At 39.3% G+C, this 13,756-nt stretch carries 5 protein-coding genes and 1 pseudogene; all 6 read right to left on the bottom strand.

The annotated features are described in order from the left end of the window. Positions 1-37: 37 nt before the first annotated feature. The gene (locus IGJ20_RS00450) at positions 38-799 is read right to left on the bottom strand and encodes a formate/nitrite transporter family protein (protein WP_002389593.1); all 762 of its coding nucleotides are present in this window, start codon (positions 797-799) and stop codon (positions 38-40) included. A 176-nt stretch (positions 800-975) separates the two neighbouring features. Then, positions 976-3,827: pseudogene (locus IGJ20_RS00445) on the bottom strand (glycosyl hydrolase family 28-related protein). Next, positions 3,824-4,063: a hypothetical protein gene (locus tag IGJ20_RS00440; RefSeq protein WP_002386394.1), complete on the bottom strand. Its 240-nt coding sequence runs from the start codon at positions 4,061-4,063 to the stop codon at positions 3,824-3,826. Before IGJ20_RS00440 ends, IGJ20_RS00445 begins: the two are co-directional and overlap by 4 nt. A gap of 344 nt (positions 4,064-4,407) precedes the next feature. Further along, a complete protein-coding gene (locus IGJ20_RS00435; protein WP_002379255.1) occupies positions 4,408-5,913 on the bottom strand; it encodes a helix-turn-helix domain-containing protein in 1,506 nt (501 codons plus the stop codon). A gap of 81 nt (positions 5,914-5,994) precedes the next feature. Further along, the gene (locus tag IGJ20_RS00430) at positions 5,995-6,909 is read right to left on the bottom strand and encodes a diacylglycerol/lipid kinase family protein (protein ID WP_202522266.1); all 915 of its coding nucleotides are present in this window, start codon (positions 6,907-6,909) and stop codon (positions 5,995-5,997) included. A 273-nt stretch (positions 6,910-7,182) separates the two neighbouring features. After that, on the bottom strand, positions 7,183-13,281 hold the full coding sequence (gene fss1, locus IGJ20_RS00425; RefSeq protein ID WP_202522265.1) for a fibrinogen-binding MSCRAMM adhesin Fss1: 6,099 nt from the start codon (positions 13,279-13,281) through the stop codon (positions 7,183-7,185). Between the last annotated feature and the right edge of the window lie 475 nt (positions 13,282-13,756).

Below are 13,756 nucleotides of genomic sequence, written 5' to 3'. Positions count from 1 at the left end.
TTTAGCCTTTGTATAGGTTTTTATCTGCTAAATGGATTTAATGTTTGCGATAGCTTAAATAGTAAAAGCCAGAAACAAAAATGGCACCACCAATGATATTACCTAAATAAACAAAAATAAAATTACGGAAAAAGTCTCCCCACTGAACGCCGCCTTCAAAAATTGCGGCTGGAATGATGAATGCATTCGCCACACTATGCTGAAAGCCAATTGCAACAAAAATCATTACTGGAAACCAGATGCCTAATAGTTTCCCCGCTGCATCTTTCGCACCATAACAAAGCCATAAGGCCAGACCTACGAACCAGTTACAGCCAATACCTGAAATAATTGCTTGAAGCCAAGTTGCTGCAACTTTATGTTCTGCAAGAGAAAGAACCTGATTTAAATAGGCGCCGCTACTGGTTAAACCTAAATAATGGCCAAAAAAATAGGCAACAAATAGGGCGCCAACCATATTTGCCAATGTAATTGTGACCCAGTTCACGAGTAATTCTCTGAAAGAGACCTTTTTAGCAAACCAAGCCGTACTCACCGCCATCATATTTCCTGTGATTAACTCACCACCAGCCATTAAAATAACAATTAGACCAATTGGGAAAACCGCAGCTCCCACTAAAGCTTGAACACTGGCTAAATCTGCTGGAATAGAGGCGGAAACACGCACATAAGCCAAATAGCCGAGGGAAATCATGGCACCGCCGATAAATCCTAAAATGAGTTTTGCTACCAAAGGCTTTTGAATTTTTTTCTGACCATTTTCAATACTGATACTTAAAATTTCATCTGGTGTATACAAATATTTCACTTCCTTTGTTTTTTGTCCTCCTTTACTTTACCCTTATATCACAGAAATTCAAGTACTTTTGTGTATTTTTTCACTAAAAACTGTAGTTCTTTTAATTTTATATAAAAACATCCTGAAACAAGTCCTATTTCTTGTTTCAGGATGTTTACTTATCCGTTTTTAAAGAGTTATCTTTTCACTTTAAAACAATAGGTTGCTATGGCTAACGATAAAAAGCTCAGGCCTAGGAAGCTCCCAACTGCTGAAGATTGTTCCCCTGTTTTGGGGAATTTTTTCTTGGCAATTTTGGTCGTATTATCCGCTTTTTTGACTGTTCCTGACGATTCTTGATTCGTCTGTATCTGTTTAGTTGCTTGGTTTTCTGCTACTGATTCCTTTGTTTGACTAGCCTTGGCAGAGGTCTTTGAATTACTTTGAGCGTCATTAGGATCTTGATTAGACTCTACCGCGTAAATGACAGAATTTTGGCCTTTGTTTTGGCTACTTTCGTTTACAGTGCTTAGGGTGCTACTCTCACTTGTACTGTTGGTTGCGCTGGTCGTACTTGAAGCACTGCTTTCGCTGGTTGTGCTTGGCGTGTTGCTTTCATTCGTATTGCTTGTTTCACTTGGCGTGCTTGAGGTACTACTTTCGCTGGTATTACTGGTTTCACTTGTCGTGCTTGAGGTGCTGCTTTCGCTGGTATTACTGGTTTCGCTGGTTGTGCTTGAGGTGCTGCTTTCGCTGGTACTACTGCTTTCACTTGTCGTGCTTGAGGTGCTGCTTTCGCTTGTGTTACTAGTTGTCTCTGTTGATTTTTCAACTAACAGAAGTAACGCCGTTTTTATGGTTTGTGTTAATTGGTTAATACGCTTTTGTGCATCTGCAGGCGTTTTAAAGCCACCAAGTGTTGGCTCTAATAATTCTTCATCTGACCAAGCAAGCAGTTGTTGTAACTGCTTAGAGCTTCTTTCGCCAGTTGTTGTATCTATTAAGGCTTCTTGCATGGCTTGCCAAGAGTCTGTGGTATATACAGATTCGTCTAATTTATGAACGCTTGCCAGTTCATTTTCTGCTTCTGCACGCTCTAGCGTGATATCGGCTTTTTTGACTAATACTTTCATTGCAGATTGCAAATTACTTGTTAACTGATCCACTTGTTCTTGAGTTTTGTCCCCACTCACCTGACCTTCTGCTAACAATTGTGTCGCCTGCTGATAATAGGAAGAAACAATCGTTTTAGGCCCAATGGCAGTGAATAGCTGCCAAGAGTAAACCGTATATTGGTTTGCTTCACCAATCGAAGCATAAACGGTTTGTAGTTGGGACAAATCAAGCTTTTTTGCCGGAGCCTCTACCGTCACCGGTACGTTCACTGTTACCAATGAACCTGTTTCATAAGTTAATTGAACAGTCACTTTTTGTTGGCCGATTTCATTTAAAACCTCTGGATTGACGATTTTAGCAGTTGGGACTGCTTCATCCGCGTCATTTGTATTAGCAACCAGTTGCTGCGGATCGATTGATTGTCCTTGCACAATCGTTGTAGCCACAGGGGTTGCTAAAGTATTTCTAACCGGAATTGGCGTATTTTTATATTGCTCATAAAGCGTTGGTGAAATTAACGGTTCCCATGTTGCTGGCATTAAGCGATAGTCCGCCTCTGTCCAATTTTCTACCAATAATTGGCCGTTTTTAAGGCCATCATCTCGAGTATTGTCTTTCACAAAACTCGTTTCTGGTCGGAAACCACCGCCACTAGCGATTAACAATTCCCGACGTCGGTTTTGCGGAATATTGTGGTAGTTAACAAACTGATTGTTGATAAATACGCCATTGAACACATTGTTATTTCCTGTATGTCGATTGTATTCCATTCCAATTGCATATTGATTGTCCCAATACTTCCAATCAAAAATGTTATTAGCCACTAGCCAGTTGGATAATTCTGAAATAGCTCCCTCTGCTTGTGTTTCTGCCAAACCAATCTCTGGTGTTCCATACATAATGAGACCTGTATTTCGCAAATAATTATTCATAATCGTAATATTACGGCCTGATTTAAATTAAATCCGCCAGCTGGACCATTTTGTAGTCCACGTAAATGATTCCCCACCACCGTGATGTTTTGAGCACCACGGAAATAAATTGCATGATCTCCCACCAGACCATTCAAGTCTTCATTATCATAAGGTGAATAGAAAAAATTATGTTGAACAGTTACATCCTTCAGCATATTAAAAGAATTAACCCCGGTGGATAGATAGTTTTGTTCATTAGGTACTGAAATAGCACCAGCTTCAATGGCTGTTTGCAAACGTGTAATAGTCGCTGCTAAATCTGAACGACTGGTACTTTTAATTGCATCTAATTCTGTCACTTTTAATCCAAATAGATTGTCCACGATGTCTACATCTGACATATACTGGAAGCGACTTGGTGTTGAATAACCACCAATGTAAATCGCTCGGTTAAAATCAATATTGGGTTGCATGTGTGCTGTGTCTCGCATAAAAATATTGCCTGAAATCTTAACGCCAATGTCTGCATTTAAATTGACCACAAATCCTTTTAATGGATTATAGAAGATATTGTTTGCTAGCGTTAATTGATTCGTCAATTTCAAGGTCACATTGATGCCGTCAAAAGCAATATTTTGAAGTCGTACATTGGTTTTCGTTCCGTACTTAGTGTCTTTCAGTTGAATCGGTGTACCTGTAGCATTATGTAAAATAGTGGCTCCTGTTGTATCGCCAATTAATTGATAATTTGAAGAAATCGTAATATCTTTTGACAAAGCATAACTTCCCTGTGGTAAAAATAATGCGTTTCCTTCCTTTGCTGTCTGACTCAGCAACGTCTGTAACTTATCTGATTGATCTTCTGCACTATTAGGCACCATCGCTTGCGTACCAAAAATCGTTGTATCTGTTGCGTTAACTGGTTCAACCGCTTCGGTCACCATTGGTAGACCAACCACTGTTAATAAACCAAACAGAAGTATGAGCATTGTTTTCTTCATGGAGTTCCCTCTTTTCATTCCGTTACTTCTAACGGCTTATTTTGTAAAAGTTGATACAGCGTAATGACATGACTGTCTTCGTATGCATAAATTTTTTTTAATCTTGGATTCATATGTAAAACACTTGTTACCTTTAACAAGTTTTGATTTGTGACTTCTAATTCTAAGGCCTCAACCAATTCCTTTAATCGAACACCGGCACTATTTTCTTCACAACTTAAGATTTCTTCAATTTGTTCCATCCGTTTTTTCATTCTATCCCGCCTTCCTTCCCTTGCTCTTTCTATTATATAGAAAAATTCTTGTGAGAACCCTCAATATTTTTTAACTGCCTGTTAAAAAAAGTAGTAGTTCCTTTACTATCAATAGCTAATCATCTATTATTTACGATAAAAAAAGCAAAAAAAGTACCTTTTTGACATAATTTTCAGAAGAATTGACGCAGTATTTATTAAAAAACAACGAGAAAACGTCAATAAGTAGGTGTTGATTACCTACTTATTGACGTTTTCTTCTTGTCTTTTTTTACTTTTTAGAAAAATTTTTTTACAATTTATCGGACATATGCATCAAAAAAGCCCATTTTTTTGATTTTTTATTAAAGTGACGTGGTTCTTTTCTCGTTAATTTTTACTATTTTTTGGTTCAAACGATTATATTGCTCAAACGTTAACTCACTTGAAAGTAAAAAGATCTCTGGATGACCCGTTTCCACATCTGTCAAAGAAGTCACTAATAGTAAATCAATATTTTGCCATTCTTCTTTGCTTGCTTCACTGTATCGTAAAACTTCCAATGCATAGAACCGACGAAAATTATTTTCAATCGAAAGTTTCACCCGTTCTTCTTCCAGTACTGGCAAGCCTGATTTTAAACCTAAAACAATTTTTTGTTCGCGATGAATTAAATCATCGGAAAGCGCCAAAACACTAGAATAACGCAGAGCCAAAAATTCTTTATTTGTAAATAATTCATTGCCTGTTTGTTCGTAAAGTTGATTTAAGCCTTGGCTTAATTCTTCTAAAAGAACCGGATATTTTTCTTTAACTTTATTCCAAAAGACATTGTACATTTTCACATTTTGGACATAGTAAAGTTCGGCAAATAAATGTGTAGCAAACAAATAATAAAAAATTTGCGGACGAATTTTCTCCAATTGCGGCGTCATGTGTATTTCTTCTAATAAGAAATGTTGGACTAAATGAGTCAACATGTAAACAGGTGCTTCAGTCTCATCAAAATGCGCTAAAATTGCTTGTGCAGTGGCTTCATCTTGATAAAATTGGTCATTGGCTAACAAGAAAAAGTACACAAAAGTTAAATCGTTTTTGTTAAGGAAAAGGGTTGTAGCTGTCATCTCTTCTATAAAGGCTTGGTAATGTTTATTACCTTCTAAATAAGTTTCTTGCTCGGCTGAAGGTCGATATTCGGCGCCTTGCGCACTACGGACTTTTGAGATAGCGACCATATATTTAACTCGGCGTGTCACCGTTTCCGCAACTTCTACGTTGAAAAAAGCCATCATTTTTTGGACGGTTTGTGCGACTTCCGTTTCTTGTATATAGTCAAAAGGCCAAGTATCACGGATTAAGTCCATAAAAATAGTGTAAGCAAAATGGCGCAAATACGCTTCATTGCCTTCAATTTTCCAAGTACTTTTATTAATTACTAAACCCAATGGTGCTAAAATTTCTGTAAACCCTTTGAGCAAGCGCCGAATCGTGGCATCACTAGTATGATACTTTGCTGTCGCTGGCACAATTCCATTAAATCGACCCCAGAATAAATCTTCCATTACTTGATAAGTTAAACTATCCCGAAAAATTGCTGTATAAAGTTTCTGGAACGCTTGGCTAGACGCCAAGTTCAAGCGATAGCCATGCCCCTTTTCAAAAGCCAAAGAAGCATCATTATCCACAGCATAATACGTAATGTCATCTTTTAGAAGTTCTACGTATTTTTTGACTGATTTTTTGTTTAATTGTAATTCTTCTGCTAACTCATTGATGTCAATCCAGCCTTCATTAATTGGCAAGTTTCTTAAAATAATAATTTTAGAAACGACATCTGTATCGAATATATCAACATATTCATCCCATTTCACTGTTCACTCAACTGCCTCTCTTCTGTTCTATTGTACACAAAATGAGAAATCTATTCCACGAAAAAATAACAGTTGTTTCTTTTATTCTTTCGTAGATGTGGACGTTTCAGGAACAAACACGTTGAGTCCCCCAGCTTCCACCGTTACTTTAATCGGTAAATCATCGGTAGGGTCGCCATCTGTTCGTGTTTGGACTTTCTTGTCTTTTTCGCCACTAATTTTAAATTGACTCCCAGAGAAATACACGACACCAGGAATTTCATTTAATTGTCCTCTGATAATTTTAGGTAAATAATAGACAAACTTGTAAAAAACTAACTTAGGTAAAATGATAATGTGCACTTCGCCGTCATCTGGCGTGGCATTGGCATCGAAATTGGTAAAGCCGCCAGCAGAATTCGTCATGGTCATCGTTAATAATTGGGCTTTGCCATGCCAACGTCTTTCATCGCCATCAATTTTTAGTTTGTATTTTTTCTTTTTCATTAATAAGCGGAAAAATTGCTTTGTAAAGGCTAAAGGACCATATTTTTGTTTCTCCTGTTGGGTCACATTTGCTGCTGTGTCCGCTAATAGTCCAATCGTTAAGGTCGAAATCATCACATCTTGATTTACCATCCCAAAATCAACTGGCGTGGTCTGTCCTGCCAAAATGGTCTCAAAGGCGTCTTCTTCTTTCAAAGGAATACTTAACACACGTGCAAAATTATTGACTGTTCCACCTGGAATAATCCCTATTTGATAGTCACGAATGGTGTCTTTAAAATTTTGAACGGCATGATGAATGGTCCCGTCACCACCAATGACGACCAAGACACCCACTTGATTTTCTTTGGCATTTTTCCGCATTTCTTCAGAATCAATGTCTGGATTGGAAGGTTGCAAAATAACCGCTTCCCCTTTCGCTTCTGCAGCTTTTTTAAAGCGTTCTGCAATCTCTTTACTTTCACTACTTCCTGAAGTTTCGTTGTATAAAACCATCATCTTTTTCATCATTCTATCCTCATATCTCTAACTAAATTTCTTGCACATGCAAAGTGTACAATATTTTAGCCAAAATACCTAAAGATAGCATCGAAAAACAAAGGCTGAGGCACAAGCGGTTATCTCCAAGAACCCAGTAAGTTCTGTTCAAAGGCTAAACTGCGATGAAGGCTTACCTGAGAATGTCAATAAGAAGGAGCTACTTTTGTTCAGTTGATTAGCTTAAGATGAAAAAACAGGCCATCCGTCGAAAGGACGGATGGCCTGTTTTTTTATAGCTTTTGCTTATTTCTTGCTCTTTTTATAGAAGAGCCAACTTGCCAAACCGACCAACAGGAGGCCGATAAAGACAAAGAAGTAATTGACTTGTGTGTTGGTTTTCGGTAAACCAAGCCAACCTGTCTCTCTAGCTGCTTGTTTCGTTGTTGGCTGATTTGGTTTTGTTTTTTTGGATACAGGTTGTTTCTCGTTAACAAACGTGCCCGCATCCACAAGTTCAGGTTTGTCTTTCGCTGTTGCTGCAATAGTGAATGCGACAGCTTGCTTAGACAGTTGGTAACCATCCGGTGCTTTTGTTTCCACAAAGGTATATTTTCCTGGTTGTAAGTGGTTCACTTGAACTAACCCTTGGTTGTCAGAACGTAATGAACGAGCGACAGTTTGCCCTGTCTCTGCATCTGTCACTTTAAATTCAGCACCTGCTAAGGCATTCTTTTGCTGATCAATTTTCACCAGCTTGGCAGCACCTTGGTAATTAATAAAAGGTGCTTTAAGTACCACAGTGGCTGGTTTGCCTTGGTTGTCTTTCGCAATCGTAAAGCTTGCGCTTGGCGTTTCATTAAGAAGATAGCCTGTTGGCGCTTGTGTCTCCACAAAACGATACGTTCCCGGTGCTAAGTTTTTCGCAATGACTTTGCCTTGCTTGTCAGACATCAGATTGGTTTGTCCAGCCACGGTTTGCCCTGTTTCATCAATGACCTTAAACACCGCACCTGCCAATGCTTCACCTGTTTCGTTTTCTTTGGTTAATTGAGCAGTTCCTTGATAATTGATAAGATCGCCTAAAGCAATTGGCTGCTCTTTTCCTAATTGGGCGGTTACATCAAATGGATGTGGCGTTGTGTCTAACAGATAACCTGTTGGTGCTTTCGTTTCCACTAAAACGTAATGCCCTTCATTCAGCCCTTTAGCGTAAATTTCGCCAGTCTTATCCGTTGTTATTTCAGAAACTTTTTCTCCTGCACGATTCAAGAATGTTATCGGTGAACCTTGGGGCTGATTCTGCTCATCGGCATTGTAAATTGCAAAAACTGCACCCGCTAAGGTTTGACCTTGCTCGTTGACTTTACGTCCCATTACTTCCGCTTGATAATTTACAAACTCTAACTCATCTAGTGGTTGTTTATCATTTGAATTCTTCTTCACTACAAAATAAATGGGTTGTTTATTGACGATATAGCCATCCGTTGCATCCAGTTCATCTAATTCATAGCTACCAGCGCCTAAATCCTCCATAGCCAATGAACCATCTTTTTCAGCAGTTACTTCTCTTTCAAAGATTTTTTCCCCGTTTTCGATTCGATACAATTTAAAAATCGTTCCTGGAAGTGGGTTCGCATTGGCATCAATTTTCTTAAATACGGCGCGTCCTTTGAAATTGGCGAAGGCCCCTAATTGGAAGATCTCCGGATCGCCTTTGAAATCACCACGAATTTCTACTTTTACTAATTCAGGATAAATAATATAATCTGCGCCATCTGGTAATTTTGGTGCTTTGATTTCTTTATAATAATAGGTACCTGGCGCCAAGTCTCTAAAGATAATTTTGCCATCTTTGCCACTCGTTGCTGTAATCCCTAATGATTGTTTATTGTGATCATATAATTCAAAAACAGCACCTGCTAATGGTTGGTCTGCGCTATTCGTTTTCACGATTTGGAAAGCCCCTTTGTAATTCACAAAGTTGTCACTAGCAACAACGACCGCTGGTTTACCAGCATTTTTCTCAGCAATTTCAAATGGGACTGGCGTGGTATTTAATAAATAGCCTGTTGGCGCTTTGGTTTCTACAAAGCGATATTTTCCTGGGGCTAAGTGCTCTGCAACAATTTCCCCTTGATTATTTGTCGTCAAGCCTGTTTGAATCGTTTGTCCCTTCGCATCAAGCACTTTAAATGTCGCACCACTTAATAAGTGTCCATTCACATATTTTTTGATTAATTTAGCTGCGCCTTGATAGTTAACAAAGTTAGCCGTTGCTATAACTGTTGCTGGTTTGCCCCGATCGCTTGCTGCAATCGTGAAAGCACTTGGTTCAGTGTTTAAAAGGTACCCTGCTGGCGCTTTAGTTTCCACAAATTGATATTTGCCTGGGGCTAAATCCGTTACTGTGACTTTTCCGTCTGCATCCGAAACTAAGTGTTCTCGAACCGCTTGTCCTGTGGCATCAAGTACCGAAAATTCAGCCCCTGCCAATGGATTACCTGCTTGATCTTTTTTAATTAGCTCAGCAGAACCTTGGTAATTAAGCATTTTAACATGAACATCACGAATTTGTCCGCTCGTGTTTTGTGTCACAATGAACCGTTTGGGTGTCGTGTCTAAAAGATAGCCTGTCGGTGCTTCGATTTCTGTAAACTGATAAAGCCCTGGTTTTAAACTATCCACCTCTAACTGGCCATTTGCGTTGGTTCGATCCGGCGCAAGTGGAACTTCTTCCCAATGAGTAAACGGCGTGGTTACAGCATGCTCTAATTTAAAGCGTGCATTGACTAATTTTTTGCCCTTCTCATCTGTTTTTTCTAAAATTACTTTACTGACATCGTTTTTAATAATGGTTGGTTGTGCTCCTTCGGCTGAAGTTTCTTCATCAATAGTAATGACTCGGCCTTTAGCTAATTCGTCCGAAACTGTATAGCCTTCTGGTGCTTTTGTCTCCACCAAAATGTATTGCCCTTGCGGCAACCCACCAAATGTGATAACCCCAGTGGCGTCTACTGTACCTTCACGTAGGACTTGTGTTTTGGCTTGGTCCCAAATTTGGAAATGGGCGCCTGCTAAAATAGTCGTCCCATCCATGGCTGTTTTCTTCAGCTGAATTTTGCCTTTAGTCCCTGTGGCATGCCCGCCACTGTGATCAATGTCAACGACCACATCGCCATTGTCATCCCCATGAACGACTTCTGAACCATTTCCAGTAATTGACACTTGGTTGGATACCGTGTCTGTACTCCCCGCCGCTGAAGAAGTCACTAAACTACGATATTCCATATAATAAGGTGCTTCAATATGGGCCATTTTAACGACAATTTTTTGTTGTCCTGTTTCATTATCGGTGGTAACTTCCAGTGTGTAATCTTTTCCTTCTTCTAAAATAACAGATTTATCTGGCGTAATCGTTCCGTCTTCTGTTACGTTGGTACCGTAAATCACCAATGACTCGGGATCTAACACTTGGTTTGGTGAGGGTGTATCAGTGATAACCACATCGTCTAAAACCGATTGGGCGCCATTGATCATTACATGCCAGTACACATGATCTGGATCATCTTTGTGGTATTCGCCACCTTTTTTCACTGATTCGCCACCATGTTGAATAGAAACTTTTCCTGTCACATCACGTGAAGAACCTTGGTTTGTATAAGATGCGGTATTGTCATAGCTAGCCGAACCTTCGATAACTTTTTCATCAACAGACGTCTTAAATTCAATCACATACGTACGACTATCATTAGGAAAGTCAACACGCCAAGTATTTTTGTTTTTCTCGCTTGGTTCTTCCATTTTGATATCCGTCAACGGTTGCGTTGGTTTCACTTTTTCAACCGAACCATCTGGCTTTGTATTGCCTTCATAGACTTTCAAGCTCCCAGCCAAATAGGTTTGATTGGTTAAAATTGGATCCGTCAAAAAGGCGTCGACTAAACGATTATTACTTAAATTAACCGCAATCGTCCAAGTGATTTCTTTGGTGACGGCATTGTAAACACCGCTTTTTTGCGCATTTAAATCAAAAGCAGGTAAAGGTTTAAACGGTTTACTATCTTCTGAATGATGATTGTTTCCTGCTTCATCCGTCCAATCAATGGCAGCAGTATTTCGGTAATGGTCCAACGCGGGATCATTAGCGTCTAACTCGGTAACATCGAAAAAGGTAGTATAGGTTATGTGGAAAGCATCACTTGTTTTGGCATATGCCCCCATGAAACTTAACTTAAAGCCTGTTTCACCATCTGCATTACGAGTTATTTCTACCATGAAATCCTTGCCTAACGTCAACTGAGCACCAGTGGTTGTATCTTTGACAACCAACGAATTGGGTACCATAGTTAAGCCAGGAACTGGTTCGTACGTATCCGTAATCACGGCATTTTCCATCAAATAATTATTTTGATTCACAGCTAACGTCCAACCAATCGTTGAATTTTGATAATCAACTGCGCCAGTGTTTTTAATAATATTTTGTTGACTGGCTGTGCCATCACCTTCTGAATGCTGACCAGTGCCAACATCCACACGATTATTCACGGCAACATCGCCTTCGACAATTCCATCAACTTTGGTTTTATAATCAATCTTGACTGCGCCAGTCACATCATGTAAAAAGTCAATTGCAAAGGAACCGTCTCCGTTGATTACCACTTTGTAATCTTTTCCTTCCACAAGTTCTGCTCCAACGACTTCATTTCCTTTGTCATCAAACGTCACTGAATATAAATGTAAAGAATCTGGTTCAAACGTTAAATTATCGCCCATTGTGTCTGTAATGACTGCTTGGTCTTTTGGAATGATTTGTTCACCATAGTTGTAGTTAATTTCCCAAGTGAATTCTTGATTGGCTTCGTCGTAATCTATATTGCGCTTGTCTAACATTTTGCCATATGTGGCGGTAACAGTTGCTTCAGCATCTAACCCATTTGGATTATTATCACTTGTTAACGTCGCGTGATTTTTAAAAGGCACATCGCCGCCGCCATCTGGAATAACCGCCTCGTCAATCGTCGTTTGGTACTCAAGACGATACGCTTTGTTGGTGTCACCTTTAATCGTCACATTGCCATTTTTATCAACGGTATATTCATCTGGACTAAGTTCGCGACCCACTTCTTTAATTGTTCCATCAAGATTCATCACTAACTCATAGACTTTCACGGACTTAAAGGTATTCCCTGTTGGCCATGTTTCCGTCACAGTTGGATTTGTTTGATCTTTCATCGCTTGATTGATATCTACCGTCCAAGTAATCGCACTAGGATTGGGCGTTCGATCAAAATGGCCTTGTTTATCAATTTGTTGTTCGGTATCTGGGACAATTGGAATCACTACAGGCGGCAAATCTTCTTGTGTAGGAATATCAATCACCCAATCTCCTGGGCCCCGCCCATCTGAATCATTCAAATGAGTATCTAAAGAAAAGTCCCCGTGAATGTCACTTTCAGACGTGATTCTCTCATTAAAGGTAAAACGAACCGTACCATCTTCACTAATTGTGTAGGTTCCATAGACATTGCCTTCTGCATCAACTAAATCACCTGAACCTGGTTTATTAGGTTTCAAATTGCCAGGTAATTGAAACTCGAAGTAATCGCCTGCTTTCATTTGTTCTCGCACATCTTCTGGAATCGACCAGTTAAAGTTCCAATGAATGGTCACATCTTCTTTATACGGCGGTGTTGCTGGTGTGCCATCAGGATTTAAATAAATCGGATCTTCAAAATTATCGATAATCGTTGTTTCATCACCTGTAAAATAGTCACTGATATCTGTTGGTCCTGCTACGCGCGGTTTAACAGTCGTAGACTCGGTTGTTTTACTTTCTATCGCTTTTGTCGTGCTGGCGACAGTTTCTTCGGACGAACGAGGAACAGAGGAGTTTGTAGATGCTTCTTCTGTTGAACCTTCATTCGCTGATGCGGCTGGCGAACTCGTGATTGCCGTTGATTCTGTCGGATCAGTACCAGTATTTAACGTCAACGCTCGTTGCTGTTGTCCATAAGAAAACGTCACATCTTCTGTAGCTGTAGGGTTCAACGTTAAGACTAACGTATCTGCTAACGCTTGCTGATTCAATTCAATTTGAATCTGTTTCTTCTGGTCATCCACTTGAATCTTGCGCGTATTATTGGGCGCTGCCCAATGTGCAGCTTTGATTGACACATTGGCACTATAATGCACTACAACCTCTTGTGTTACTGGTTGTGCTTTTCCTTGAAGCGCTAAGGTCATTTCTTGTTGGCTGGTTTGCTTCACTTCTCCTAACGTTAACTGGCCATCGCTGTTAACATCTTCCGCCAAAGCCATGAGTGGTGTGCCATAATTTAGAACAAGTAACAAACACATCAACCCGTAGAGCCAACGGTTTACCATTGGACCATTCTTTCTCATTTCTTTCATCCTTCCTCTACTAACGACACATAGAAGAGAACGTTCACTTCGTACCAATTTTTTATTTTAAACCAAATAAGTGAGTGCTCTTCTGTTGTCTTTCTTCCTTGTTAAAACAGACAGCCAACACACCTTTTCTTTTTATCTCCTCAAAACGCACTCTTACTTCGAATGCGGATTCATTTTCTGCTTTTTCCTATAGACTCTTCTATAAGAATAAGAAGAGTATAACGAGATTTTTCAGCAAAAATTATCAACAACTTCTCCTCCAAATAGAAAAAGTTGATGAAATCCCAGAAACCCTTTTCATCTTTATGAAAACACGTCCTTATCCTTTCTTATTTTTACTATTCCTCCTTCCACTATACCGTTTTTTTTAATTTTTTTCATAAGAACTAACCAGACAAAAAAGCCTATTTGTATAAGCTATTTAAGCTAAAAAATCAATAGACTCAAATTATCATTTTTGTTATTT

Origin of the sequence: Enterococcus sp. DIV0294 (assembly GCF_050558155.1) — a bacterium.
GTDB classification, from domain to species: Bacteria; Bacillota; Bacilli; order Lactobacillales; family Enterococcaceae; genus Enterococcus; species Enterococcus faecalis.
Note: the sequence above shows the minus strand (reverse complement) of the source record. Positions and strands in the feature narration are given on the sequence as shown.

Coding starts and splice junctions, on each gene's coding strand:
- IGJ20_RS00430 (WP_202522266.1), bottom strand. CDS start 6,909: ATGATGAAAAAGATGATGGTTTTATACAACGAAACTTCAGGAAGTAGT.
- fss1 (WP_202522265.1), bottom strand. CDS start 13,281: ATGAGAAAGAATGGTCCAATGGTAAACCGTTGGCTCTACGGGTTGATG.
- IGJ20_RS00440 (WP_002386394.1), bottom strand. CDS start 4,063: ATGAAAAAACGGATGGAACAAATTGAAGAAATCTTAAGTTGTGAAGAA.